This is a genomic window from Spiroplasma endosymbiont of Aleiodes alternator, from assembly GCF_964031135.1.
Lineage (GTDB): Bacteria > Bacillota_I > Bacilli_A > Mycoplasmatales > VBWQ01 > Spiroplasma_E.
On record NZ_OZ035008.1, the window covers coordinates 638,781 to 664,500 of the forward strand.

Genomic DNA, 25,720 nt, shown 5'->3' on the forward strand with positions numbered 1-25,720 from the left:
TGTCAAGAAAAGTGGACAATAAAAGTAACCTTTTATTAAATTTTATAAAATAGCGTTTGTAAGTGTTAAATTTATAGGTATGAACTAATTATTTGTTGGTTTGGAATGAGCTAATCGATATTCGATTGGACTCATTCCTTTTAATTTTATTTGAGGTCGATAATTATTATAAAAGTAAATATATTTAGGTAAGTTGTCTTGTATTCATTCAATAGTTCTATTTTTTCTTGGAATTTGATATAGAAATTCTGTTTTCATTGTTCCAAATCAAGTTTCAGTAGCACCATTATCACAGGAATTACCTCTTCTAGACATTGAAATTTTTATTTTTAATTCATCACATAAAATTTTATAAGAAGGATTTGTATAGTGAAATCCTTGATCTGATTGTAAAATTCATGAAGTAGGTTTTTGAGCATTAACTCAAGCTTGGATAATGTTTTGGACAACAAATGTCATGTCTAAACTTGCACTTATTTTATAATCTAATATTTCATTATTATGAAAATCTTTAACAATTGATAAATAATATGTTTTACCATTAGTTAATAAATAAGTTATATCAGTACCTAATTTTTCATTTAAATTAGTAGTTGAAAAATCACGTTTTAATAAATTATCATATCTTAAACTTCCTGATTTAGTTCTATAATCAAATTTTTTTATGCGAACCTTAGCTTTTAAACTCATATTTTTCATATATCTATATACAATATGAAATTTTAATTTTAAATTATAAATTTTGTTAATTCATAAAGTTATCATTTTATAACCATAAATTTCTTGAAATTCATAAAAAATATTTTTAATTATATTAGCTAAAAATGTATCTCATTTATTAAATTCATTCATTCCATTCTTAATTCACTTATAATATCCTGATTTTGAAACATTTAATAATCAACATAAATAACTAATCTGATATTTTTTCTTCAATGAGAAAATCACAAAATATTTCTTCTTTTTTGTCGATTTTTCTAAATACTTTTTTATATCGTTCATTGCCTCAATATATTCAATTAATTCTTGTTTTGTCATTTCATTAAAATTTAAAGATTTGGGTCGACCTGTTCTTTTGGTTTTTTTAGCACGAATTCCATTGCCATATTTTAAACCTTTTTCACCTAATAATTTATATGCTTTAATTCATTCTTTTATTGATGATCGACCAATACCATACTCTAATGCGGTTTTATCAATTGTTTTAATTTTACTTATTTTTATTATTTTTAACTTTTCTTCTTTTGATAGTCATTTAGCCATAAAAAAATGAACACCTTCCTTAAAGTATTTTTAACACAAAGGTTACAATTCTGTGTCTACTTTATTCTAGATGTTCATAAGTTTTGATTTAATAATCTGCAAACTCTATGTACAGTTGATTTACTATAATCAACAGCTTTTGCTATTTTACGAATTGAAAATTCATAACTTTTATATTCTTTTATTGCTATTATTGATTCAATAGTCAGATACTTATACATTGTGCTAATTCCTTTCTTTTCTTAATTATAGAATTAACACAATTTAATTTTTATATAAATGTCCTTTTTAATTTTACAATTCAGGTTTTTTAAAGTATTAATACCATATTTTTTTCTTCTTATTTCAATTTGGTCTGTTTTAAGACCAAAATTATGTAAATCTAAATTTTTTAGTAATTGTTTTTGGTTAAATTGTGCAATTTGTTTAATATAATCACCATTTGTGTAAACTAATGGTTTTTTAAAACTAAATTGTAATTTAAAATAAATTTTGTTTAAAAAAATCTTCATAATTTCTTTACCTCCTTATTTTTCTTATTTTAAGACTTTTAAATAAGGATTTAGAAATTTATTAACACGCTAAAAAAATATTTTTTTAGTAAAAATACTAGGAGAATATTTGACTGAATCTTTATTTAAAAGTACACTTTTAAAATTACTAATTTTTAAATTAGTATTGTTTTTATTATTATAAATGGAATCGCTGTCAGTCATGATATCACTCTCCTTTATCCTTTGACATTTTAACATGTTTCTCTTTAAAAAGATAACTTTTTTTAATTTATATAATTTTAGGAAAAAGATGATTACTATAAAATATTCAAATTTATTTTATGTTATTATTAATTAATGTTACGTGTTACTTTAATAATTAAAATAATAGGAGGTAAACATGAATACATTTGTAATAGTTGCTATTATTATAATAGCTATTGCTATTATTAGTTTTATGTTATTATTTAAAATTATAAAATGACTTGCTATTTGTATTATTGTTGGTGGTATCATTTTGGCTGCATTATTTTTTGGTTTTGGTATATGACCATTAGATAATATTCATTTTACTAATTTTATTAATATTAATAAAAATTAAAATAATAAATAATAATTAGTTTAAATTTTAACTATTGACTATAATATATTTTTGAATAAGAGGTAAAAAATGGAACGAATTAAGCAAGCACAATTTTTAACTAGTGCTATTAAAGAAGAACAATGGCCGCAGGATGAAATTCCTGAATTTTGTTTTGTTGGTCGCAGTAATGTTGGTAAATCAACATTTTTAAATACAATTTGTAATAATGGTAAGTTAGCTAGAGTTTCACAAACACCTGGTAAAACACAAATGCTAAATTTTTTTACAATTAATAATAATATTTGTCGCTTTGTTGATGTTCCTGGCTATGGTTTTGCTAAAGTATCAAATGAAAAAAAAATCCAATTTGCGACAATGATGGATGAATATTTTCAGTCACGAAAAAATTTAAAAGCAGTTTTTTTATTATTAGATTTAAGACATGCACCCAGTAAAGATGATATTGATATGTTGGAATATTTACAACATTATCATTTAAAAATTCATTTAATTGCTACTAAAGTTGATAAAGTGAAAAATAGTCAATTAGTAAAAAATAAAAAATTAATATTATCAACTTTAAAACTTAGCACTAATACTCCTATTATTTTATTTTCTAGTATTAGTAAACAAGGAATTGATTTAGTAATTAGTAAATTAACAGATGATGTTAATACTAATGAAGTTGAAGTAGAAACTTAATAGTATAATATTTGTTGCTATAAAAAAGATAAAAGTGAACTTGTCAAGAAAAGTGGACAATAAAAGTAACCTTTTATTAAATTTTATAAAATAGCGTTTGTAAGTGTTAAATTTATAGGTATGAAGTAATTATTTGTTGGTTTGGAATGAGCTAATCGATATTCGATTGGACTCATTCCTTTTAATTTTATTTGAGGTCGATAATTATTATAAAAGTAAATATATTTAGGTAAGTTGTCTTGTATTCATTCAATAGTTCTATTTTTTCTTGGAATTTGATATAGAAATTCTGTTTTCATTGTTCCAAATCAAGTTTCAGTAGCACCATTATCACAGGAATTACCTCTTCTAGACAATGAAATTTTTATTTTTAATTCATCACATAAAATTTTATAAGAAGGATTTGTATAGTGAAATCCTTGATCTGATTGTAAAATTCATGAAGTAGGTTTTTGAGCATTAACTCAAGCTTGGATAATGTTTTGGACAACAAATGTCATGTCTAAACTTGCACTTATTTTATAATCTAATATTTCATTATTATGAAAATCTTTAACAATTGATAAATAATATGTTTTACCATTAGTTAATAAATAAGTTATATCAGTACCTAATTTTTCATTTAAATTAGTAGTTGAAAAATCACGTTTTAATAAATTATCATTTCTTAAACTTCCTGATTTAGTTCTATAATCAAATTTTTTTATGCGAACCTTAGCTTTTAAACTCTTTTTTGGGACTTTCCTAAAAACTGTGTTTTTTAAATAAATTTTAGTTGTAAAATCACTAAGTTACACAGATTGCTGGAAAGTCCCTATTTTCATATATCTATATACAATATGAAATTTTAATTTTAAATTATAAATTTTGTTAATTCATAAAGTTATCATTTTATAACCATAAATTTCTTGAAATTCATAAAAAATATTTTTAATTATATTAGCTAAAAATGTATCTCATTTATTAAATTCATTCATTCCATTCTTAATTCACTTATAATATCCTGATTTTGAAACATTTAATAATCAACATAAATAACTAATCTGATATTTTTTCTTCAATGAGAAAATCACAAAATATTTCTTCTTTTTTGTCGATTTTTCTAAATACTTTTTTATATCGTTCATTGCCTCAATATATTCAATTAATTATTGTTTTGTCATTTCATTAAAATTTAAAGATTTGGGTCGACCTGTTCTTTTGGTTTTTTTAGCACGAATTCCATTGCCATATTTTAAACCTTTTTCACCTAATAATTTATATGCTTTAATTCATTCTTTTATTGATGATCGACCAATACCATACTCTAATGCGGTTTTATCAATTGTTTTAATTTTACTTATTTTTATTATTTTTAACTTTTCTTCTTTTGATAGTCATTTAGCCATAAAAAAATGAACACCTTCCTTAAAGTATTTTTAACACAAAGGTTACAATTCTGTGTCTACTTTATTCTAGATGTTCATAAGTTTTTAACTCATTATTTTGATAAAAATAAATGAGTTTTTATTTGAAAGGAAGATTAAAAGAAATGCCTATAAAAAATGAAATTTTACAAAATCTTGAAGCAAAATCAGAAGAAAATGTAGAATAAAAACCTACAAAATGAAAAAAATTTAAAACAAAACACCGAACAACCGCAAAAATTATAAAAGTGACTAAAGGTGCTGCTAGTGGTGCTTTGTATATTAATCCTATTGCTCAAATAAGCGCTTTAGTTACTGCTACTGTTGCGGGTGGTGTTAGTGTTGTTAGTGACCGTTCTAAAGAACAATTAGAAACTGATATGATAACTGCTGCTGCTACTGGTGCTGCTGTTGGTGCTATTACTTTTGGCATAGATGCAGCAAAAAAAAATTTGATGAAAAACAAAGAAGACAAATTGAAGTTGACAATGATAAGTTTGCAGATAAAAAAACCGCTATAAATAATATAGATTCACAAATTGAAGTAAAAATAGAATCAAAGAAAATGGCCAGTTTATAATTAATTTTTAAATTTAAGATAGTCTATGTTATAATATAAGAATATTACTTTTTAAGGTAATAAATCCCCAATCATGTTATTGGGTATTTACTTTTTTTAATATTTTTTAACATTAAAATGTGTATAATTTATTTTTGTATATATTGTGTGTTAAAAAATAATAAAAAAGATTAAAATATTAAAATTTGAGGAGATGAAGTTAATATGAATAATACAAGTGATATAAATGATAATTTTGTTATTAGTAGAGCAGTACTGTCAGATGTTTCATGTACCTCTTGTGCTAGTGTGATCGAAAGACATTTTACCAAAGAAGATGGTATTACTGTTAGTATCAATTTTGCTACTAAAAAAGCACAATTTAGTTATGATCCTAAGTTTTGAAATAAAAAAAAAATTAAAAAAGCAATGCATCATTTAGGATATGAAATTTGTAAGTTTGAAACTGAGATTAAAGATATAAAAACGAGTCACCAAGTTGACATGAAAGATATTACAGATGATCATAGTAGTCATAGTCATCATAGTAGTCATAGTCATAGTAGTGAACAACATCAATCTCATATGTCAGAACAACATCATAATCATCAACATAATGTTAAATTACGTGATTTAATTGAACTTATTATTGGTTGAATATTGTTACTACCATTATTATTAATTATGATACCTAATACTTCATTTTTTGATAGTTTACGTAATCCTTATGTCCAACTTGCACTAGGACTTCCAATTCAATTTTATTTTGGTCGTAAATTTTATATTGGTATTTATCGAGAATTAATTAAACAAAAATGACCCGGTATGCATACTTTAGTAGCACTAGGAACAACAACGGCATTTATTTTTTCTATTTATTTAATGATAATTAATAAAACCGAACACTTATATTTTGAAGTTAGTGCTTCAATTATTATGATTGTTTTACTTGGTGATTTAATTAGTGCTGTTGCACAGAAAAGGGCTACTAGTGGCTTAGAAAGTTTAATGTCATTAAAGCCAAAATCAATCTTAAAATATGATTATAATACCAAAACAGAAACTTTTATTAATATTGAAGATGTACAATTAAATGATATTTTAATTATTCGAAAAGGTGAAAATATTCCTACTGATGGTCAATTAATTAGTGAAGAAGCATTTATTAATGAATCAATGTTAACTGGTGAATCGCAAGTTATTACGAAACAAGTTAACCAAAATTTAATTGGTGGAACTAATAATGTTGGTGATATTTTTAGAATGAAAGCAACTAAAATTGGTAAAGACACAGTATTAGCAAGTATTATTAAGGCAGTTGAAGATGCACAATCTCAGAAACCAAAATTACAAAAATTGGCTGATAAAATTTCTGGGTGATTTACACCAACTGTTATTTTAATTGCCATTTTAGTTTTTCTTATTCGTTATTTTGCAGTAGGTAATGGTGTGCAAGAATCATTAGAAATTGCAATTGCAACTTTAATAATTGCTTGTCCTTGTGGATTAGGGATTGCAACACCATTAGCAATTGCTGTTGGAATTAATAAAGCAGCAAAAATAGGAATCATTTATAATAAGGCTAGTGCTTTTGAAAAAATTACTAAGATTGATACCATTTGTTTTGATAAAACAGGAACATTAACTACTGGTAATTTGGTTATTACTAAAATTTATGGTCAAGAAAAACATGTTAATAAGGCAATTGCTATGGAAAAACATTCAACACATCCTTTGGCTTTAGCTTTTTCTTTATATGCTAATACTAATAATGTTGGACAATCATTGACAATTACCGAAGTTAAAGAACAAATTGGTTTTGGTATTAAAGCAAAATATCAAACTGAAGAATTACAAATTTCATCACTTGAAAATTTACAAAAAGCAAAAATGCCATTTAGTCCATTTCTAAAAACATTTGATTTTGAAACAGTTACTCCTAGCCAGAAAGTATTGGCATTGGCAATTAATAAAGTTGTTACTAATATTTTTATTTTAGAAGATGAATTACAAACAAATGCATTATTAACAATTGAAAAAGTTAAAAAACAGGGAATTGAGGTTATTTTAATTAGTGGTGATAATGAATCACAAACACTTGCTATTGCTAATCGTGTTGTGATAGAAACATACTTTGCTAATGTTACACCACAAGGTAAATCACAAATTGTTGCTGATTTACAAGCAAAAGGGAAAAAAGTAGCGTTTGTTGGTGATGGTATTAATGATGTTATTGCCTTAGAACAATCTGATTTAGCAATTGCAATGGGCTCTGGTAGTGATATTGCTAAAAAAATTGGTGATATTACTATTCTTGATAATGATATTAGTATTATTTATAAGGCTATTGTTTTAACTAAAAAAACTAAAAATAATATTTGAATGAATTTTATTTGAGCATTTAGTTATAATATTATCATTATTCCATTAGCTGCTGCCGGATTTATTATTCCACCGTTGGCTGCAATTGCGATGGCTCTTTCTGATATAACTGTTGTTGGAAATTCATTAATTTTTAAATGAAGAAAATATAAATATTAGATAATATATAAATTAATAATAAATAAAAAAGTACTTTATTTTTTTGAAAGGGAAAATTTAAATGGCTAGACAAAATGAAGAAAAAAGAGCAGAGATTGATCAAAAGATATCTATTTTACAGGAAATGATACGTATTATAGAAAAAAAATAATGTTGAACCAAACCCTGATGAAAAGTTGATTAGAATTAATCAACTGATAATTGATGATTATAAGAACAAACTTTCTCTATTAGTAAAAGAAAGAAAAAATAATGATTGAGAAACAATTAATTTAGAAGATATTGATAAACCATCTACAAGTCAAAATAAATGAAGTTTATCAAAAATATAAAAAAAGTTACCTTAATTGGTAACTTTTTTTATATTTTTAAAAATTAAAACTTACCTTTCTCTATAACCCTACTAGGTAAGTATTTTGATTATACTTTATCATTGTTGATTTGTATAGCAATTTTAGTGTTTTTTTAAAATTTCAATATTTTTTTATATTTAAAAGAGTCAGATTTAAAATTTGAATCTTTTAAGGAATTATCTGTTTATCTATTTGTTTTTAGGATTTTCTTCAGCATTAGCTCATAATGCTGCTGCTTTTCCAAAAGCCTCAGTATGTTTTAATTCTGGGTGTTCTGCTTTAACTTTTGGCAATGTAGTTTTCATAAAAATATTAAAAACAGTAGGTTTTTTTGCTGCCATATTTTCCTTCTCCTTTCACTTTTCTTATATTATTATTATAATATATTTTAATTATTAGTGTGTTAATAAACTATAAGAGTATATTTTTAAAAATATTAAGTTTTTATTTTTTAAAAACATAATTATTAATAATATATCCAACTCCATGTTCATCATTATTTGGAGCAATAGTTTTACCATATGGTTTTAAAGCAATATTAGCATTTTCCATTACTATTGGATGACCAGATACTTCAAACATTGGTAAATCATTAAATCCATCACCAATCGTTAATGCATCTTTAGTGTCAATATTTAAATGATTACATAATCATTGTAGTGCTGAACCTTTATTAATGTTTTTATTACCAATTGAAAAAACATTTGTATGATATTGAACAATTGTTAAATCCGGAAAGTTAGTTTCAAAATTATTAATGAATTTTGTAATTTCATTAGCCTTTCAATATTTTTCTAAAATAACCATTACTTTTGAAATTGGCATTTTAATATCAGTACTATTAGTTAACTTAATAATTTTAATTTGCAGATTTTCAACTCATGTACTTCAACTATTAGTGGCATGGTTAACATACAAAGTATCAATACTATTAAAATGTAAAATCATTTGTTTATTATATTTGGTTAATCATTCATAAAGTTTAATTGTTGTTTCTGAATTTAATTGTTGTAAATAAATTCATTTTTGTTTAGTATATGATCAAATTTCAGCGCCATCATTACCAATAATATAACCATCATATTTTTCAGCATTAATCATTTTACCAACACGAATAGCATTTTCACCATATCTACCTGTATTAATTACAACTTTAATATTATTTTTTTGAGCTTTTAAACAAGCATTAAGATTAATTTCACTTAAGGCACTGCCACTATCAAATAAAGTACCATCTACATCAGTAAAAATTATTTTTACCATCAATCATTTCCTGCTTTCTTTTTTCTATTATTTTATTAATATTATAAAGAAAAAATAATAAAATACTATATATTTCCATAAAATAAAATTTCTTAAATTAAAGTAAAATATTATATTTTAAACATAATATTTTACTTTAATTTTTATATAATAAAAATTTCAAAAAAGAAAAAAACCTTTAATGAAAAACATAAGGGTTAATAAAATAATGTATGGTGCGGAACAAGGGACTTGAACCCTCATGCCTTTCGGCGCCAGAGCCTAAATCTGGTGCGTCTGCCAGTTTCGCCAATTCCGCATTTTGGTGTTCCGTATAGGCCTCGAACCTACAACCCTCAGATTAAGAGTCTGATGCTCTGCCAATTGAGCTAACGAGACATCTAGGGGAATAAAAAACAAGTAATTATAATACTTGCAGTCTAAATATTAATTAATGGTGACTCGTACGGGGATCGAACCCGTAATGTAGGAATGAAAATCCTATGTGTTTACCAATTCACCAACGAGCCGTAGAAAACAAGAGTTTAGAATAATGGCGCCCAGTATAGGATTTGAACCTATGACACTTCGATTAACAGTCGAATGCTCTGCCGCTGAGCTAACCGGGCATTTACTAAACCTTAATTATTATATTGAAGAAAAGTATAATTTGCAATAACTAATAAAGTTTTTTTTATTTTTTTCTTGATTACGGCAATGTATATGCTTTATTAATCATTTTTTTAAATTAAATATAATAATAACTTAAGTATTATTTGTAATAATGAATACTATTAATGGTAAAAGTAATTAGAAAAAAGTAAACATAGAAATCATGTAGAATTACATTATTAATATAAAGGGGTTTTAATTTATGAAATTATTATTAGCAACATTAAGTTTTTTAACATTTGGAAGAACTGTAGGAAGTTTTGGAAATGTATTAAGTACGAATCTAAGCAAAATAAATAATAGTATTAAAGAAACTTATACTATAATTCCTAATTCATTTAGTTTGAAAAGTGAATTAAGAAAAGAAAAAATGAATACTGATAATATTGATGTTGATATGTTAGATGGAATGACAAAGGCTATTATTCGTTATATGCCAGATACAACAGATTTACCTTTTTTAGTTAAAGAGGTTAATTTGCTTTGACTAAGTAATGATATTAGTCAAATAATAACTAAAAAAGCATTGCCTTATAGTAAAAGTTTTGAAAAAAACGGAATAGTTGATAAAGATTTAATTTTAGAAGCAATTAATATTATGAATGGTACTAAGTTTTCTAATAATGATTTAGATGTACTAATTAATCAAGATAATAAAAATATTTCTTTAATAGCAAAAAGTAATAGTCACTTTCAAGGTAAAATAGATATTTTAAATAAGCCAGTAGAATTTTCTCGGATATTTTTTATGAACAAAATCTTGGAAAAATTTATTTTAATACTGATATGTATGAAAAAAGCACATTCTTACATCCAACAAGTCAATTTGGGAGATTTGCAACAGTTATGGAATATTTAGGAAATCGTAATAAATTAATAAAATTTTATGAAAATGAGATTACATCTGCTTTAACTAGTTCAGCATTAAAAATATATGAGTTAAGTTTTCCCAATTTTAATAATGAAGGAAAGATTGAATTTAGTTTTGCAATTGAAAATATTATGAATTATTCATCATTTAAAGCAAACTTTTTACCATTACCAACAGAAAATAATCGAGTTTTTATTAACTACCAAGGTAAACAACCAAAAAATGATGAAGAAATTGACATTAAGTTAGAAGGATTATATACAGAAAAAAAATTATTTTATGATGTTGTAGTAAAGACACTTGGTAAAAAAATTGCTGATAAGTATAAAGATATTTTATATAATGAATTTCTTATTGAGAGTTTTAATAAAAAATTAAAAACTGCAAAAATAACTCCTAAACCAGGATCAAAAATATTTGCTTTTTCAACAAAAGTATCAGAAAGTTATACAGAAATACCTTATTATAAGTTAAATATTTCATGATAGCATAATTAAATTAATATAAATCCCTAATTATTTAAATATAGATTCAGGAGATAAAGTTATGAGAAAAATAATTAGATTTTTTTTAAATTATATTTTGGTTAGTGCAACAACAATAAATGTTATTGCTTGTAGGTGAGGTTGTACTAATAATGATTATGATTTAGCTGATGAAAATGAGCAAGATATTTCTGGTAATTATATTGTTCCTGATATCAATAAGAGAATTAATAAAGTAGTAAGTGATCGCATAAATTTTATTGAAGGTGAAGATGCTGCCAGTTTAAAACAATGATATTTAAAAAATCCGCAAAATTGATTTAATAAAACTAGTAAAAAACTAAACTTTGTTACTAATTTAGAAGAAAAAATTCAATATCAGGCAAAAAAAGAATCGATTAATGAATTTAACTTGTTAGCAAATAATAAGAGTAATTTTACAGATTTTTCTGATTTACAAAATCAAATTAATACTACTAATCTTGGCAAAACTTATACAAATGTTAATTGGGATACATTAATTAATTCATCTACAATAAATGCTAATGAAAAAGCAGAGATAAAAGATAAATTAGTTCGATTTTATAATATATTTTCACAAATTTATGGTAAAAAAAATGTTCTTAAACTTTTATATCGAGTGGCTAAAATTAATAAAAATGGCTTATTTGGTTTTGTTAAATCTGGTTATGTTTATGATTCACAATTTCAAAATTATTCATTAGTTCAAGTTATGGCAATAAATCCAAATTCTCTTACTAAAAGAACTCAATATTGGCAATATGTTAGTGGTTATAAAGCTTCAAAAAGTATTATTAGAACAATTGTTCATGAATATGGTCATGCTTTAGGCTCTTTTATTCGTTTAAATTTTCAAGGAAAACAAAGAATAAATTCACTTGCAGATAATGATCCTAAAAAATGATGAAATAATTATTTTAATTCATCTTATTTATTAAAAGATAATCTAGAAAAAGGAGAAATAACTGATGAAACTAATTATATGATTTCATCATTAGCAAATGGTACAAAAATTAACGATCCAATTTATCAAAAACTTTTAGCATATGGTATTGTGAGAAGCGAATATGGCCGAGAATCACATCTTGATTTATTTGCCGAAGCCTTTGATCAGTGAATAGATACTAAAGAAAGTCAACGTAATATTGCATGAGAAAAATTAGATAATTTTTTTAGAATTGATTTGCCTAGAATATTATAAAAAATATGAATCTAAAATTTAAGTTCAAATTAATAAAAGAAAAAATAAAATATCTTATTAGAAACAATAAGAATTTATATAAAATAAATTTTATAATTTTCTTGATTTATTTGGGACTTTCCAGCAATCTGTGTAACTTAGTGATTTTACAACTAAAATTTATTTAAAAAACACAGTTTTTAGGAAAGTCCCAATTATAGTTTCATTATTTAAATTATATTTATTTATTTCTTTTGAATTAAAACTGAACTTATCAAGAAAAGTGGACAATAAAAGTAACCTTTTATTAAATTTTATAAAATAGCGTTTGTAAGTGTTAAATTTATAGGTATGAAGTAATTATTTGTTGGTTTGGAATGAGCTAATCGATATTCGATTGGACTCATTCCTTTTAATTTTATTTGAGGTCGATAATTATTATAAAAGTAAATATATTTAGGTAAGTTGTCTTGTATTCATTCAATAGTTCTATTTTTTCTTGGAATTTGATATAGAAATTCTGTTTTCATTGTTCCAAATCAAGTTTCAGTAGCACCATTATCACAGGAATTACCTCTTCTAGACATTGAAATTTTTATTTTTAATTCATCACATAAAATTTTATAAGAAGGATTTGTATAGTGAAATCCTTGATCTGATTGTAAAATTCATGAAGTAGGTTTTTGAGCATTAACTCAAGCTTGGATAATGTTTTGGACAACAAATGTCATGTCTAAACTTGCACTTATTTTATAATCTAATATTTCATTATTATGAAAATCTTTAACAATTGATAAATAATATGTTTTACCATTAGTTAATAAATAAGTTATATCAGTACCTAATTTTTCATTTAAATTAGTAGTTGAAAAATCACGTTTTAATAAATTATCATATCTTAAACTTCCTGATTTAGTTCTATAATCAAATTTTTTTATGCGAACCTTAGCTTTTAAACTCATATTTTTCATATATCTATATACAATATGAAATTTTAATTTTAAATTATAAATTTTGTTAATTCATAAAGTTATCATTTTATAACCATAAATTTCTTGAAATTCATAAAAAATATTTTTAATTATATTAGCTAAAAATGTATCTCATTTATTAAATTCATTCATTCCATTCTTAATTCACTTATAATATCCTGATTTTGAAACATTTAATAATCAACATAAATAACTAATCTGATATTTTTTCTTCAATGAGAAAATCACAAAATATTTTTTCTTTTTTGTCGATTTTTCTAAATACTTTTTTATATCGTTCATTGCCTCAATATATTCAATTAATTCTTGTTTTGTCATTTCATTAAAATTTAAAGATTTGGGTCGACCTGTTCTTTTGGTTTTTTTTAGCACGAATTCCATTGCCATATTCTAAACCTTTTTCACCTAATAACTTATATGCTTTAATTCATTCTTTTATTGATGATCGACCAATACCATAGTCTAATGCGGTTTTATCAATTGTTTTAATTTTACTTATTTTTATTATTTTTAACTTTTCTTCTTTTGATAGTCATTTAGCCATAAAAAAATGAACACCTTCCTTAAAGTATTTTTAACACAAAGGTTACAATTCTGTGTCTACTTTATTCTAGATGTTCATTTTAAAATGTTTTTAATTATTAGTCTGTATAAATTTTGGTTTAAGGGTAAGTGGGAATATTAATTTATGAAATTGGAATAGGTATTAAATTGAGTTTTTAAACTAAATTAAAGACTCATATCAATAAATTAAAATACAAAACCCTTACATGAAAATTACTCATATAAGGGCATAAAGCCAAATTTACAATTTTAAATTAATTAAACTGATGTTTTGTCCTAAAACTTTAGGACAAATATAATAATAACAAATTTAAACCAAATTACAATAGAATCTCATACTGTATATAATATATTTTGATTAATCATTATTATAAATTATTATTAATGCTTTAATTAATTTTATAATATAAATATTATTTATTTTATTATAATTATTTTATTTTAAAAAACAAAAAATAAATAAAAGTAGTACTTAAGTACTACTTTTATAATATAATTTTTCTAATTAAGTTAAAAAAATAATATTTTAAACTATAAATTAAAATTCATGCAAATTTAACTTTAAACTAGTAGTAAAATAACCTCTCACAAACTGAGTATCTTTTTCATTATTTGCTGTAACTGTTTCAACACTAACAAATTTAAAAATAAATGCTTTTTGATTTCAATCATAATCGTAACTAACTGTTTGCTGAACTTTATTCATATTTCCTTCATGTGAAATACTATTATCAATAAACTTTGTATCACTAGATACAATAACTGAATTCTTACTTTGATCATTATAATAATCTTTTCCATTTATATGAAAATCGACATGACTTTTTATATCAGTTAATTCTATATATTTTAATTTTGAAGGATTACTAAAAAGAACAATAACATTTTTTCAAAAGTTTTAACTGTAGTTTCTCCATTATCAGCAAAAATAGGGTATTCAACAATATCAATTGGTTGTATTACATCATGTAAATTATCAACATTTATTAAATTGGATTTTTAGGACTTTCCTAAAAACTGTGTTTTTTAAATAAATTTTAGTTGTAAAATCACTAAGTTACACAGATTGCTGGAAAGTCCCGAATTTTTTACATATGAATTTAATATCGAAGAAGTTGAAAATATTGATGCTGCTGATAATACTATTGTTGTTAACATTGATAAATATTTTTTCATAAATAACACCTCTTTTTTAATAACTTCTTAAAATCTTAAGAAGTTGGATACATCATAAACCTTTCTTTTAAAGAAAACAATTAAAAAACATTTATAATAAATAAATGTTTTTTAATAATTTTTACGATTAAAATAAAAAATGAAATTCATTATTAGCGATTTTTTTGATAATTATATACTAACTTAAGTACTGTTTTTAAAGGTAATATTCTAATAATAGTTCTTGTAATTTTATTAGAAATTCCTGTAATAATAAAACTTTTTCTTTTTGTTTTTAAGGCTGTTTGTAAAGACTTTTTAGCATAAGTTTCAGTATCTAAAACTGGTAATAATGAACTATAATGTTCTTTATTTCTTTTACCATTACTACTACGATTTCAAAATTCAGTTTTTAATGGACCTGGACAAATTGTAATTACTCTTACTTTACTTTTTGCTCTTTTTAATTCATAATTAACTGCAACACCTAAACTTCAAACATATGATTTAGAAGCATAATAACTAGCAAAAACAGGACCTGGACTAAAAGCTGCCATACTTCCAATATTAATAACACGACCATAATTATTTTTACTAAAACGTTGAACAAATAACTTTGTTAAAATATGTAAACAAGAAATATTTAAATTAATCATATTTAATTCTTGTTCTAACATACTATCTGCAAATGTTCCTCAAACACCATAACCAGCATTATTAATAACTACTGTTACATTTAATTCTTTTGATAACTCAAATAATTTATAAATATTTTTTAAATCAGATAAATCTAAATCATAATTTTTAACTTGTAAGTGTGGATACTTATCTGCTAATTCTAATATTTTTTTACTATCACGTGATACCCCTAATACGTGATAACCTTGTGCTAATAATGCTTGACAGTAATAATATCCCAATCCTTTAGACGCTCCTGTAACTACTGCTCACTGATTCAAAACAATTACTTTATTTATCATTTATATTAATACTCCTTTTATTTTCAATATTAAACAATTTTTTACTATTTGAACTAATATAATTATAAGCACTAAAAATACTTAATACTGTAGCAACGTACATTGGTATCATTACTAATTGATTAATTAAACCATATTGATCATTATTACTATGACCATTAACACTACCATTTAAAAATCGTCAATTAATAAAAAATAAAATTGTAATTCCTAACATTTGTACTGCTGCCTTTATTCTACCATATTTATCAGCAGCCATTACTGTACCTTTAGTAGCCAAAATTTGACGAACTACATCAATAATAAAATCACGTAATACCAAAATAATTACCATTCAAACCGGAATTATAGTAGCACATGCCATTACAATTAAAACACCATTAGTTAAAAGTTTATCTGCAATTGAATCAAAAAATTTACCAAAAGTTGTTACCTGATTAAATTTTCTTGCTCATCATCCATCAATAAAATCACTAATGGCAGCAATAATAAATAAAATTGCTGCTATTAACCAACTAATCGGTAAACTATAACTATTAATATTAATACTTGTTATTCAAAGATGATAAAAATTATCATTATCTATTGGACCGATAATCATTAAACTAACAATAATTGGGACTAATATTAATCTTATTAAAGAAATAATATTGGAAATATTCATATTTAAAATCCTTTCATATAAGTTTATTTATAATATTTAATATTATTATGTACTTACCTTTTTTAGCATAATTTATAAAAAGTAAAACTTATATTTTTGATCTATTCATGAAATAAGTATATCGTTATTTTCTATATCTATCAATAATATACATTTATATATTAAAATAAATATTCTTTTATATACATTTTCTTAACTATTGTTTGTTTTTTATTTTTCTGATTTTTCTCTTTCGGCAGCAGCTTGTGGATTTTTTCTTTTCTCAATATAATAGAATAAACCAATATAACTTAAATAATAATCTTTATTAAAATCAATTAAACGTGAAGCATTTGTAACAGTTGCTTGTCCTGCCGGTTTACTTCCTCATTCATAAAACGGAATTAAACGTGTTTTTGCTGGATTATGTTTTGCTAAAAAAATAACAGCAGTATCAAAATCTAATTTCATTAACTCACTACCTGTAATTAATTTTTTACCTTGTAATGATGAATTAATATTATCAGCTTTTTTATCTTTATTACCAGAATGGCTATAATTAATAATTGTCTTTTCACCGAACATATCTGAATATTTATTAGCGGTTTGTAAATCCATAGTTTGCAAAAAAGTATGCAAAATACAGTTATTAAAAATAGTTTCTGCTGTTTCTTTACCATATTTTTGTGTTAATTGTTGTAAATCTTGCATAATCATCATGAAAAAAATATTACGACTTCGTGCAACAGTAATCATTTGTGCCATACTAGCAATCGTTGGTATATTACCAAACTCATCAAATAAAAAGTATAAAGGACGTGGTAATTTAATATCAGGTAAAGTACTTGCATAACGAATTGTATTTTTATATAACTGTGCAATAAACATTGATACAAAAGCATTACGTTCATTACTTTCATCAGGAACAACTAAGAAAACAGCACTTGGTTTTTTTACAATTTCATCTAAATTTATATCATTACTACAACTAATATTTCGCGTCACTGGATCAGTAAATAAACGTAATCCATTAGCAACCATTTGACTAATTGATCCCGCAGTTTCTTCAGCACCTTCTAATGCACCTAAACCAATTTGACGAGCTAAACTATGAGTTGGCATTTTTTTTAGAATTTCAACATATCGTTGACGATTAGTAGCAACAATAGCAGCATTTGACATACTAAAGTATTTTAAAGGAACATCAGGTTGATCTTCAAGTTGTTCTAGCATAAATAACATAATTGATTTAACAACTTGCATCGCTGATTGATTTCAAAATTTTTGTTTTGGATCTGATTCAGGAAATAAAGCTTCAACAATATCATTAATTCATGATAATGCCATTGATTCATAAGTAATTGATTCATTTAAAGGATTATTTTCTTTTTTTAAACGCATTGATTCTACATAAAAATCATATACTTTAACAAAAGGATTTCATGAATTAGATACTGATGTATCACGTAAATTAATAACATAAACATCGTAACCATTATCTTTTAATATTTTAGAATGATTTTGAAATAATTCTCCTTTTGGGTCAGTAATAACCATTGATGGTTTAATTTTCGATTGGGCATTTAAATATATAGTTGGAATAACTAATTTTTGAGTTTTACCACTTCCTGTTCCCCCAATTACAATATTATGAGCATCAGACTTAATATTAAATTGGACACCACCAATTTTAGTCTTTGTTGTTTGAACAACAATACCGTAATCATTTTCAACAGTTTTTGATAAAGGAAAGGTATTAGCAATTTCAGTGGGTGTTAATCAAGCAGCAGATCCATACACTTTATTTTTTGAATCACGTAAAAAGCGACTTTTATTATGAGTTTCAAGATAAATTTTATATTTATGAATCATAAAGTAAGATAATAAAACCGAAAATTCAATAACAAATAGAATTAAAAATATTAATCAATAATTAATAACATCCTGTATTAAAAATTTAAGTGTAAATGGTTGTTGATTATCTCCACTATGAGAAAACATGTTACGAACAAAGACTAAAGCATAAACTAATAAAGTATTTATTAATACTAAAAAGGGTATAACAATTATAATTACTGCTGGTAGTACTCATTTTTTTTGACGAATAAATTTCATTTTTATGTTCCTTTATTTTTTATATATTTTATAATAATTTATATTTTACCCATATTGGGAAATAACACCAGCAATTCCTGATATTATTAATAATAAAATACCAATAGTTACATTACGTCTTCAACGATAACTTTTTTTCTTTTTAAATTCATTTTTTGTTTTTTTAAATTTCATGATTATTTCTCCAAGATTTTAATATTTTACTTTTTTATTCATCAGGATCTCCTCTTCTTGCATTCTTTCTAGTGTTATTTAAATTTACAAAAGGTTCAACAAAAGCACCCTTAGCCATATTATTTAATCCAACAAAAGGGCTTTTTAAATTATTTTTTGTATCTTGTCATTTAGTACCTTGATCATGAGAATTTTGAAATTTACCAATTCCTTTAGCAACTCCTTTAGTACCTTTACCTAAATAACCTGTTATACCATTTTTTAATAGTCCATTTGCTTTCTTTTGACTACCATCAGGATTTCTTCCATCTTTAGCACCACCAAATGCAATTTGTTTCCCAAGTTTTAATGCACCAGCACCACTTGCTGCAAGGCTAGCAAAAGTCCGAGCTTTACCCATAATATTTCCAGCAATAGCTGCTCCATTAGAATCAATAGCACTTTGTACACCTAAGTTTTGTGTTACTAAGTGATTAATAATTTTTTGAGTTCTTAAACAACTAATAGCACCGGCTGTACAAAATAACGTATATAAAACTTGTTTTTCAAGTCAACTAAAATTAGTATTATTAGTAATATCTAATATTGCCTTTGGTAATATTTGAAGGAAGATATAAATAGGTAACATCGTTCCTGGACCAATAATAAACTTACCTATTACCATTTCTTTTCAAACACCCAATCTTTTTCCTTGATCAACAGGCATCATAGAAGCAACAATTGGTGATATTGAAAATAAAAGTAATAAATCAATAATTCTTTCAACCAATGTCATTGATGCAACAAATAATACATATAAAGTAAATCACACCGCAATAATTTCAAGAATAAAGTTTCAATGTTTTAATTGAGAAATAGGTGGCATTGAATAAACACCAGGATCATGCTGAGCAGCATTAGCATCCGGAGCACCAATACCTCATAATAAATCAGCTAAACTAGCATTTTTTCCTAAAACTGTAATTTGTAAAACTGCCAATAATCCTGTTATTAAATAATTTATAGTACTCATAAAAAATGGAATGAAAACAATTACTAAAAAAGCTAAAAATGTATTTTTTATAGCTTTACCTAATTTTTCTCTAATTGTATGTGTTTCAGTAAATTGAATAATAATTAATTGCATAATAAACATAATAAGTATTACGCCAATTGAAACAATTGCTAATGCTGAAAAAAATACTGGTAAATTTTTACTATTAAGTGGATCTTTAGTAAAATCTCCAAAAACTAAATTAGTTATCGCATCAGTTGTTAAATAATCAAATATGCCGCCATGACCATGATTAGGTGATCTCAATAAAATATCAATTAAATATAATGGTCCTTGAATGAAAATAAGTCAAGGTATAAATAATAAAGCTCCTAGTATAATATCTGTTAGTCAATCCATATTTTCATCTCTTTTCTCTTCATAACTTAATATTAAGTTAATATATAACTTTCTTTAGTTAGCTAGGAAGAATATTTGGATTACCACCAAAAGCTTGCACAAGAGCAATTATTATTGCTGATGCAGTAATGCCAATAATTGGTGCAATTAATGTATACATAAACGCTTTTTTAATCTCACTTCTACATTGTGGATCATCACCAGCGGCCGCTAAATCTTTTGCCAATATAATTATTTTAAAAACACTAAATGCAATTAAAGCAGCAATTAGCAATCCTGCAACTGCCGAAACATAAGGTTTTGCTACATCAATGATTTTATTTATATCAGGTCCATCTGATAGATAATTAAAAATCATAAGTTTTTCCTCCTTAAATAATAAAAAAATAAAATTATTTACTAATCAAAATTGTTTATAAAGCATGAATTTATCTAATAATATAATAAGCCCTATTTTACTCCTTAAAGAGATAAATTAGGACTTACAGTCAAATTCATATGTTATAAATAATGTTGATACACTTTAATTATAGTTGGTTTTAAAATAAAGTAAATAAAAATTTTCAATTTTATCAACTTATTTTTTATTGTTTTATAAAATTTTTTATTTAAATAAAATCATATTAATAAAACTTATAAGTTTTATTAATAAGAAAGTATCTTTATATTTAATTTAAAATAAATTAATAATTATTGATGAAATCGATAATGTATAAAAAAATATACTAATTTTCAATTTCTTTATTTTTTATATTTTTAATTGCTTGTGTTTCAGCATCACTAACATTAATATTTAAACACATACGATATAAACTAGAAATAGCAAAAAGACATTCACCAACTTTAGCACGAGCAATAAAATCAGTTTCATTAGCAGAAATGCCACCATATGAAGAATACAATTCATTTAATGCCGCTAAATCATGAGGTTGTAAGTTTAATACTTTTAAATATTGACTTGAGTTAATAATAGCAGTAGTATATTTTTTAATTTCTTCAGAACCAAGAAAATCGTTAATATTTTGTGTAATAATATTTATCATACCTGTATACTTACGAATTCTCTTAACAATTTGATACATAAATAATAATGCTGCTGGAAATTCTTTATCAATAAGTAAATGGGCTTCATCAATAGTAATTGAAATTCATTGTTGTTTATTATTAATTTCATTATCATTTTTATTTTTTCGTACTTCATTTTCAATATATTTCAAAATTAAAAACATTTGAGCGTTAACTAAACGTTTATTCCCTGATTGCGTTAAAGTATATAAATCATAAACTTGTAATAAACTACTGCTATTAATATTAGTATGAGCATTTCATAAATTAGCATCAGTACCACCAGTTGCAAATCTTGATAATATAATTAGTAAATTTTTTAATTCATTTTTACTTCTAATCTCTTCTTCTTTAACCATATCAGATTCAATAATATCATATAAATCTTGAAAAATTGGAAATTGATTTGGTTTTAATAAATGAATTTTTGTTCGAGAAGTAATACCAAATTTTTCATACATTAAATTTACATAAATCATTAATAAACTTGATTCATTTCTCGTTAATCCACCAGTAGCAACGTTTAAAAATTGTTCTAAGAATTGCATATGTGGTGCTAAAATATCACGACTATTATTATCATTAGTATTATCATCACTCAGTGCCAATGTAATTTGAAATGGATTAATATTGCCAGAAGAACCGTCACCAACATCAATTCAACTTCCATCATGATAATTACATAAATCGCGATATTCACGTTCAGGATCAATAACAATTACTTTATGACCAAGCATAATTTGATAATTTACTTCTTTTTTAGAAGTATAAGATTTTCCTGAACCACTAGTACCAATAATTAATTGATTATGATTTTTACGAGTACTACTTTTAGTTCTTTGATCAAAAAATACTTTATTACCACTTTCATTAAATCCAAGAAACAGTCCTTGTTTATCATTTAATTCTTGATTTAAAAAAGGAAAACTAGCACCTATTGTTAAACATGGCATTTCATGACCTGTTTCTTTAAATCAATCAGCACTATCTGGCATTACTGATAAAAAAGCTTCTAATTGACGATAATATAATTTATCAAACTTCATATTATTGTTTTTTATTTCGTATTCGGCAGTACTAATATTTTGCTTAAGTTGCTTACGATCAGCACCATTAATTAATAAATACATATTAGTATTAAATATTTTTTCACCACCACCAGCAATTTGATCTAATAATTCATTTAATGATTGATAATGATAATCATAATCTCTTCGTTCTGATAATGATTTTGTCATAAAATTTAAAGTTGCTAAATTTTGCATAGCTTTATTCAATTGTTTTTTAGCACTTTCTTCACTGATACTATTAAAAGTAAAGATTAAACTAGTATTCGGAATATTTACTAAATTTGCTAATCAGACTGCTGAAACTTCAAATGGATAATCATATATGTTATAAACAGTTTGAAAACAATTAGCAAATTCTAAATTATTCTTATGAACTAATAATTCTTTAATTGCTAAATCATTAGTTAAATCTTTACTTTTAACAGTTTCTTCTTTTTTTGTAGTAAACATTTCTTCTAACGAAGCATTTTCATTAGAATTTATTAATTTACTATAAACAACCATCATTTCAAAACAATTAATATCACTAGCTTTAACACCACTACGACTGATATAATTTTTAAAAGCATTTACTTCTTCTTTTAATTTTTCTTGATTTGATGAATAAAAAAATAAGTAAAAAAAAGGTTGTGTCATTTCATTTTGATTTTGAATTTCATTATTAGCATTAATTGCTGATATCATTTGAAATTTTCTTGCTAATTTTGCTTTTTCACTAATATTTTCTAAATCAATTTTTTCGAGTTGTTCTTTATAAAAATTAGTTTGTGCAGTTATATCTAAAGGCATATCAATCTTTATTAAAGACATAGAAATATTAATAATTTTAAAAGCTGCAGCTAAATCTTTAATTTTATTTGAGGCTTCTTCATTAGATAATAATGTAATATTAACACCCTCCAATAATAAAGCTCTAGTATAATTTGTATTTTTCACATTTAATTGCATCACATTCTTACTAATAATTTTTTTAAATGGTACTAATATTTGTGAATTTTTTTCAGATTTATAATAACGATTTTTACTATGAAATTTAAATCATAATAAAATAATTTCTCATCCTTTTTTTCTTGGCTGTCAATAAAAAGTAAGCGGAATAGTAGCACAACTAACTAAAATAACAGCTAATATTTTAAAAATAATATCAATTTGCAACAATAAAATAATAATTGAAGCAAATCCAACTACCATTAAAATAATTAATAAATCAATTAAACCAACACTTCTCCAAATTTGTAATTTTACAAATTTAATAGTTTTAGGAATTAAAAATTTCATTTATCTTTTCTTTTGAAATTTCATTAGAATTTAGCGCTGAATTTGGTTTACTGTTTATTTTCTCTATCTTTATACTATTAACACGCTTCTTAAAGCCACAACGACTGCAATTAACTTGAATATTTATTCCTTCTAAGTAATCAGCTATCAAAATTACTCTACCACATCGATAGCAAGCAAAAGAATTTTGTGGCTTTTGAGCTAATCGAACAGATGTATACGTATCTTTCATAATCATTGTCTCCTAACTGAATTTAATTTGTTTACTAAACACAATTCAAAGTTATCTTGTTCCCTAAATATTATTAAGCAACTGAAAAAGAAAAAATAAATTTTTGCTATATTTTTAATTTAAAATAACCCACTATTTAAACACTATTTTCTTTTTAAAATCTAGTTTTACTTTAAAAAATAAATTAAATTTTTAAAAACAAAGAAGAAAATTTAAAAAAATTTTAATAAAATAATATCTATAAAAACTCAAGAAATCAAAGTTTTATACATTTCTTGAGTTAAATAAATTTTAACAAATTAACAAAAAATAACAAATTTTTTTTATTTTTCTAACTTTTTATTAACTTATCTAATCCTGGAATATTTGGTATTTCTCCTTTTTTAATCTGACCAGCAATTTGATCCATAACTTTTTTAGTTTTTTCAAATTGGTTTAGCACTTTATTTAATTCTTTTTCTGAACGACCTGAGCCTTTTAATACTCTTGCTTTTCTAGTTGGATAACGTAAAATTTGTGGCTTTTCACGTTCTTGAGCAGTTGTTGAAGCAATAATATATTCTGCTATTTTTAAATCAGTTTCAGCATCACTAATTTTAGCATCACTAATTTTAGCAGACATACCAGGAATCATTTTTACAAGTGAGCCCAATTTACCCATTTTTTGAATTTGCTTCATTTGATTAACAAGGTCATTCAAATCAAATTGACCTAACATCATTCTATTCATAGTTTCTTCAACATCACGAGTTGAAACTATACTTTCGGCCTTCTCCATTAATGTAGTAAGATCACCCATTCCTAAAATACGTTCTGCCATTCTTTCTGGATAAAAAACCTCTAAATCAGTTACCTTTTCACCCATTCCTAAGAACTTAACAGGAATCTTTGTTAAATAAGAAATTGAAAGAGCTGAACCACCCTTAGCAGTACCATCTAATTTAGTGATTATACTTCCAGTAATAGGAATAGTATTATTAAACTCAATAGCAACATTAATTATATCTTGTCCTGCCATACCATCACAAACAAGTAAAACTTCTTTTGGTGAAGTAATTTTTCTTATTTCTGCTAGTTCTTGCATTAATTTTTCATCAATGTGTAATCTTCCAGCTGTATCAATTAATATTACATCAAACTTATTTTTATTAGCATATATTTGAGCATTTTTAACAATATTAGTAGGAGTTTCATTTTTTTGGGAAAAAACTTCAATATTCAATTGTTTTCCTAAAACTTTTAATTGTTCAACAGCAGCTGGACGATAAATATCTCCTGCAACTAGTAAACATTTTTTTTGATATTTATCTGTTAACAACTTTGCTAGTTTAGATATTGTTGTTGTTTTACCAGAACCTTGTAAACCAACTATCATAATAACAGTAGGATTAGTAGATAAATCTAATTCAACATTCTTAGTACCCATAATCTTTGTTAATTCATCATGAATAATTTTAATTAACATTTCTTTTTGATCTAAGCCTTCTTTAATAAATTCACCTTTTGCTTTATTAATAATTTCATTAGTTAAAGTTTTAACGACTCTAAAATTAACGTCAGCCTCTAACAAAATTAATCTGAATTCTTTAATTGTTGCTTCCATATTTTCCATGGTTAAAGTTTTTTTACTTAAATTTTTTTCTAATGTTTTTTGTACTTTTTTTGACATAATGTCAGCAAAACTCAT

At 24.2% G+C, this 25,720-nt stretch carries 29 protein-coding genes, 4 tRNA genes and 1 pseudogene; 10 read left to right on the forward strand and 24 right to left on the reverse strand.

From position 1 onward, the window contains the following. Positions 1-84 precede the first annotated feature (84 nt). Entirely contained in the window at positions 85-1,263 is a 1,179-nt protein-coding gene (locus ACQH20_RS03800) for an IS3 family transposase (protein WP_425376560.1), read from the reverse strand. Between the two features lie 77 nt (positions 1,264-1,340). Next, positions 1,341-1,484 (reverse strand): annotated as a pseudogene (locus tag ACQH20_RS03805) (helix-turn-helix domain-containing protein); the annotation flags it as partial. Between the two features lie 673 nt (positions 1,485-2,157). Between ACQH20_RS03805 and ACQH20_RS03810 the strand changes: the two are divergent. Continuing rightward, positions 2,158-2,358: a hypothetical protein gene (locus tag ACQH20_RS03810; protein WP_395472783.1), complete on the forward strand. Its 201-nt coding sequence runs from the start codon at positions 2,158-2,160 to the stop codon at positions 2,356-2,358. 69 nt (positions 2,359-2,427) lie between these two features. Then, positions 2,428-3,042, forward strand: coding sequence for a ribosome biogenesis GTP-binding protein YihA/YsxC (gene yihA, locus ACQH20_RS03815; RefSeq protein WP_425376561.1), 615 nt, complete (start codon positions 2,428-2,430; stop codon positions 3,040-3,042). Between the two features lie 83 nt (positions 3,043-3,125). On the opposite strand, the gene ACQH20_RS03820 is transcribed toward yihA, so the two are convergent. From ACQH20_RS03820 to ACQH20_RS03830, 3 genes are all read right to left on the reverse strand, one after another. Continuing rightward, positions 3,126-3,542: a transposase gene (locus tag ACQH20_RS03820; protein WP_425376562.1), complete on the reverse strand. Its 417-nt coding sequence runs from the start codon at positions 3,540-3,542 to the stop codon at positions 3,126-3,128. 291 nt (positions 3,543-3,833) lie between these two features. Further along, a complete protein-coding gene (locus tag ACQH20_RS03825) occupies positions 3,834-4,169 on the reverse strand; it encodes a hypothetical protein (RefSeq protein ID WP_425376563.1) in 336 nt (111 codons plus the stop codon). 21 nt (positions 4,170-4,190) lie between these two features. Then, positions 4,191-4,430 (reverse strand): hypothetical protein, encoded by a 240-nt coding sequence (locus ACQH20_RS03830; protein WP_425376564.1) that lies wholly within the window; start codon positions 4,428-4,430, stop codon positions 4,191-4,193. 6 nt (positions 4,431-4,436) lie between these two features. Here ACQH20_RS03830 and ACQH20_RS03835 point away from each other — a divergent pair, with 6 nt between their 5' ends. The 4 genes from ACQH20_RS03835 to ACQH20_RS03850 all read left to right on the forward strand — a co-directional run bounded on the left by ACQH20_RS03835 (position 4,437) and on the right by ACQH20_RS03850 (position 7,880). Beyond that, entirely contained in the window at positions 4,437-4,568 is a 132-nt protein-coding gene (locus ACQH20_RS03835; protein WP_425376565.1) for a hypothetical protein, read from the forward strand. 128 nt (positions 4,569-4,696) lie between these two features. Continuing rightward, positions 4,697-4,969 carry a hypothetical protein gene (locus ACQH20_RS03840; protein ID WP_425376566.1) on the forward strand — a complete coding sequence of 91 codons (273 nt, stop codon included), beginning with the start codon at positions 4,697-4,699 and terminating at the stop codon, positions 4,967-4,969. Between the two features lie 263 nt (positions 4,970-5,232). Continuing rightward, on the forward strand, positions 5,233-7,548 hold the full coding sequence (locus ACQH20_RS03845; protein ID WP_425376567.1) for a heavy metal translocating P-type ATPase: 2,316 nt from the start codon (positions 5,233-5,235) through the stop codon (positions 7,546-7,548). A gap of 176 nt (positions 7,549-7,724) precedes the next feature. Beyond that, positions 7,725-7,880, forward strand: a complete 156-nt coding sequence (locus ACQH20_RS03850) for a hypothetical protein (protein WP_425376568.1) — start codon at positions 7,725-7,727, stop codon at positions 7,878-7,880. A gap of 209 nt (positions 7,881-8,089) precedes the next feature. Here the strand turns inward: ACQH20_RS03850 and ACQH20_RS03855 are convergent, their stop codons facing one another. The 6 genes from ACQH20_RS03855 to ACQH20_RS03880 form a co-directional block, all read right to left on the reverse strand. Then, entirely contained in the window at positions 8,090-8,242 is a 153-nt protein-coding gene (locus ACQH20_RS03855) for a hypothetical protein (protein ID WP_281749279.1), read from the reverse strand. Between the two features lie 103 nt (positions 8,243-8,345). Next, on the reverse strand, positions 8,346-9,164 hold the full coding sequence (locus ACQH20_RS03860; RefSeq protein WP_425376569.1) for a Cof-type HAD-IIB family hydrolase: 819 nt from the start codon (positions 9,162-9,164) through the stop codon (positions 8,346-8,348). Positions 9,165-9,377: 213 nt separating this feature from the next. After that, positions 9,378-9,462 (reverse strand) — tRNA-Leu (locus tag ACQH20_RS03865). A 4-nt stretch (positions 9,463-9,466) separates the two neighbouring features. Beyond that, positions 9,467-9,542, reverse strand: a tRNA-Lys gene (locus ACQH20_RS03870). A 56-nt stretch (positions 9,543-9,598) separates the two neighbouring features. Beyond that, positions 9,599-9,673: transfer RNA gene (locus ACQH20_RS03875), tRNA-Glu, on the reverse strand. 24 nt (positions 9,674-9,697) lie between these two features. Then, positions 9,698-9,772: transfer RNA gene (locus ACQH20_RS03880), tRNA-Asn, on the reverse strand. A 245-nt stretch (positions 9,773-10,017) separates the two neighbouring features. Here ACQH20_RS03880 and ACQH20_RS03885 point away from each other — a divergent pair. From ACQH20_RS03885 to ACQH20_RS03895, 3 genes are read left to right on the forward strand one after another with little or no spacing between them, the layout of a single operon-like run. After that, positions 10,018-10,674 (forward strand): hypothetical protein, encoded by a 657-nt coding sequence (locus tag ACQH20_RS03885; protein WP_425376570.1) that lies wholly within the window; start codon positions 10,018-10,020, stop codon positions 10,672-10,674. After that, positions 10,662-11,174 carry a hypothetical protein gene (locus tag ACQH20_RS03890; RefSeq protein WP_425376571.1) on the forward strand — a complete coding sequence of 171 codons (513 nt, stop codon included), beginning with the start codon at positions 10,662-10,664 and terminating at the stop codon, positions 11,172-11,174. Before ACQH20_RS03885 ends, ACQH20_RS03890 begins: the two co-directional genes overlap by 13 nt. Positions 11,175-11,232: 58 nt before the next feature. After that, on the forward strand, positions 11,233-12,393 hold the full coding sequence (locus ACQH20_RS03895; RefSeq protein WP_425376572.1) for a hypothetical protein: 1,161 nt from the start codon (positions 11,233-11,235) through the stop codon (positions 12,391-12,393). Positions 12,394-12,686: 293 nt separating this feature from the next. Here ACQH20_RS03895 and ACQH20_RS03900 read toward each other — a convergent pair whose 3' ends face one another. After that, positions 12,687-13,745 carry an IS3 family transposase gene (locus ACQH20_RS03900; RefSeq protein ID WP_425376573.1) on the reverse strand — a complete coding sequence of 353 codons (1,059 nt, stop codon included), beginning with the start codon at positions 13,743-13,745 and terminating at the stop codon, positions 12,687-12,689. Beyond that, on the reverse strand, positions 13,687-13,908 hold the full coding sequence (locus ACQH20_RS03905; RefSeq protein WP_425376574.1) for a hypothetical protein: 222 nt from the start codon (positions 13,906-13,908) through the stop codon (positions 13,687-13,689). Before ACQH20_RS03905 ends, ACQH20_RS03900 begins: the two co-directional genes overlap by 59 nt. A 6-nt stretch (positions 13,909-13,914) precedes the next feature. Here ACQH20_RS03905 and ACQH20_RS03910 point away from each other — a divergent pair, with 6 nt between their 5' ends. Beyond that, complete coding sequence (locus ACQH20_RS03910) at positions 13,915-14,049, forward strand: hypothetical protein (protein ID WP_425376575.1); 135 nt, start codon at positions 13,915-13,917, stop codon at positions 14,047-14,049. Positions 14,050-14,466: 417 nt separating this feature from the next. Here the strand turns inward: ACQH20_RS03910 and ACQH20_RS03915 are convergent, their stop codons facing one another. The 11 genes from ACQH20_RS03915 to ffh all read right to left on the reverse strand — a co-directional run bounded on the left by ACQH20_RS03915 (position 14,467) and on the right by ffh (position 25,720). Next, positions 14,467-14,634 carry a hypothetical protein gene (locus ACQH20_RS03915; RefSeq protein WP_338986562.1) on the reverse strand — a complete coding sequence of 56 codons (168 nt, stop codon included), beginning with the start codon at positions 14,632-14,634 and terminating at the stop codon, positions 14,467-14,469. 320 nt (positions 14,635-14,954) lie between these two features. Further along, the gene (locus tag ACQH20_RS03920; RefSeq protein ID WP_425376576.1) at positions 14,955-15,104 is read right to left on the reverse strand and encodes a hypothetical protein; all 150 of its coding nucleotides are present in this window, start codon (positions 15,102-15,104) and stop codon (positions 14,955-14,957) included. 152 nt (positions 15,105-15,256) lie between these two features. Further along, a complete protein-coding gene (locus ACQH20_RS03925; protein WP_425376577.1) occupies positions 15,257-16,063 on the reverse strand; it encodes an SDR family NAD(P)-dependent oxidoreductase in 807 nt (268 codons plus the stop codon). Further along, the gene (gene pgsA, locus ACQH20_RS03930; protein ID WP_425376578.1) at positions 16,053-16,727 is read right to left on the reverse strand and encodes a CDP-diacylglycerol--glycerol-3-phosphate 3-phosphatidyltransferase; all 675 of its coding nucleotides are present in this window, start codon (positions 16,725-16,727) and stop codon (positions 16,053-16,055) included. The genes ACQH20_RS03925 and pgsA overlap by 11 nt, the downstream gene beginning before the upstream one ends. A 210-nt stretch (positions 16,728-16,937) precedes the next feature. Further along, positions 16,938-18,821 carry a VirD4-like conjugal transfer protein, CD1115 family gene (locus tag ACQH20_RS03935; protein ID WP_425376579.1) on the reverse strand — a complete coding sequence of 628 codons (1,884 nt, stop codon included), beginning with the start codon at positions 18,819-18,821 and terminating at the stop codon, positions 16,938-16,940. 45 nt (positions 18,822-18,866) lie between these two features. Next, positions 18,867-18,995 carry a hypothetical protein gene (locus tag ACQH20_RS03940; RefSeq protein ID WP_255495888.1) on the reverse strand — a complete coding sequence of 43 codons (129 nt, stop codon included), beginning with the start codon at positions 18,993-18,995 and terminating at the stop codon, positions 18,867-18,869. Between the two features lie 34 nt (positions 18,996-19,029). Then, the gene (locus ACQH20_RS03945) at positions 19,030-20,388 is read right to left on the reverse strand and encodes an Mbov_0396 family ICE element transmembrane protein (RefSeq protein ID WP_425376580.1); all 1,359 of its coding nucleotides are present in this window, start codon (positions 20,386-20,388) and stop codon (positions 19,030-19,032) included. 58 nt (positions 20,389-20,446) lie between these two features. Beyond that, positions 20,447-20,746 (reverse strand): hypothetical protein, encoded by a 300-nt coding sequence (locus ACQH20_RS03950; protein ID WP_425376581.1) that lies wholly within the window; start codon positions 20,744-20,746, stop codon positions 20,447-20,449. Positions 20,747-21,113: 367 nt separating this feature from the next. Continuing rightward, a complete protein-coding gene (locus tag ACQH20_RS03955; protein WP_425376582.1) occupies positions 21,114-23,801 on the reverse strand; it encodes an Mbov_0397 family ICE element conjugal transfer ATPase in 2,688 nt (895 codons plus the stop codon). Next, positions 23,782-24,033 carry a hypothetical protein gene (locus ACQH20_RS03960; protein WP_174480064.1) on the reverse strand — a complete coding sequence of 84 codons (252 nt, stop codon included), beginning with the start codon at positions 24,031-24,033 and terminating at the stop codon, positions 23,782-23,784. Before ACQH20_RS03960 ends, ACQH20_RS03955 begins: the two co-directional genes overlap by 20 nt. 331 nt (positions 24,034-24,364) lie before the next feature. After that, positions 24,365-25,720: a signal recognition particle protein gene (ffh, locus tag ACQH20_RS03965; protein WP_425376583.1), complete on the reverse strand. Its 1,356-nt coding sequence runs from the start codon at positions 25,718-25,720 to the stop codon at positions 24,365-24,367.